Origin of the sequence: Wolbachia endosymbiont of Cardiocondyla obscurior (genome assembly GCF_902713635.1) — a bacterium.
In the GTDB taxonomy this organism is placed as follows: domain Bacteria; phylum Pseudomonadota; class Alphaproteobacteria; order Rickettsiales; family Anaplasmataceae; genus Wolbachia; species Wolbachia pipientis.
This window is the reverse complement of record NZ_CACTIU010000109.1, coordinates 1-1,383: the sequence shown is the minus strand read 5'-3', so window position 1 is coordinate 1,383 and position 1,383 is coordinate 1. Positions and strand designations below refer to the sequence as shown.

General features: G+C 33.8%; 1 protein-coding gene. It reads left to right on the top strand.

What is annotated here, in order from left to right:
- The first annotated feature begins 303 nt into the window (after nt 1-303).
- Nucleotides 304-1,122, top strand: a complete 819-nt coding sequence (locus WOCAOBSORBRA_RS05970) for a hypothetical protein (RefSeq protein ID WP_174516151.1) — start codon at nt 304-306, stop codon at nt 1,120-1,122.
- Nucleotides 1,123-1,383 lie beyond the last annotated feature (261 nt).

The window sequence follows — 1,383 nt, the reverse complement described above, 5'->3', positions numbered from 1 at the left end:
AATATACAGACTTACAACTTTTGGTTGGTAATACCATAATGGAAATTTATCATTCATTTTAGAAAATACTATAGTATATACCTCAAGGACTTTTCAGAAGATGAAAAATTTAAAGCTATACAAAATGTCAAGAATATTCATGAACTAGTAGATGAATATAAAGACCATGGATGGATATTTAGTTTTAAATACAAAGGCACCACTTATAACGTAAGATGCAAGTACTTTTCAGAAGAAGAAAAATTTCAATTTATCAAAGACATTAAGAACTCTCATGAATCGCTCGTTAGTGAATGTGATGGATTGGGGAATGAGAATACAGTTTTATCGATTCACGTTGATGAAAATAAGGAGATAAGTCGAATGTATTTTCGAAACTCCGACAAAAATATATTCAAACAGCTAGATAAGACACTTATAAGCAGAAGTAAGTCTGAAGAAGAGGTAAATGAAAACCGCACGAATCCAGAGCCAGAAGAAGAACAAAAAGGTGATGACTACACAGAGGTTACAGGAATGTTGCAATTTAAGTACAAAGGGACCAATTATGCTATACAACACAGAGGTTACCTTTTAGTAGAAGAAGAAAAACTTCGATTGATTCAAGATATAAAGAACTCTCATGAATCGCTCGTTAGTGAACGTTATAGATTAAATGAAGGGTCATTAAGTCAGAATGCAACTGTAGTAATTTTTGTTGATGAAAACAAGGACATAGAGAAAATGTATTTTCATAATCCAGACAAGAATATGTCCAAATGGTTAGATAAGACACTCATAAGCAGAAGTAAGCCTGAACAAGATGTGGATGACACAGCAGGAAAAGAGCCTGAACCAGAATCAGCCGAAGAGGATACTCAGCAACCCAGTAATTTCTTATCCAATATTTTTTCAGCAATTAAATCCATTATTGATTCTATCTCATCACTCTTTTCATGGTTATTTGGGTCGAAAGAGAAAGAGTCTAATCAACAATCTGATGATAATCCTTCTTTGTTTAAGCTCGATGCTAATGAGTTAGATCACGAAGTTAAGCCTGATGCCAATGAGTTAGGTCACGATGTTAGAGATCACTTATCAGACAATTATAACCATTACAACTCATCTGATGGGCTAATGTAATATAGCTAATTTACAGTATCTGTTCAGATGCATGGCTAATGTACAAATATTGAAACAAAAATTCCAGTGCCCCTGTGATGTCATTCCAGTGCTTGACACTGGAATCCAGCATTTCCATAATCATCAAAACATTGTATTTTAACAAAAAACAGCTATTTTTATGCTTGCCAACTTAATAAAATTCCTGGATCCCAGTGGGCTTTGTTGCATCGCTCAAGTGAAAAGAACTGGCAGTTACTGACAAAATTCATTATAAATAGC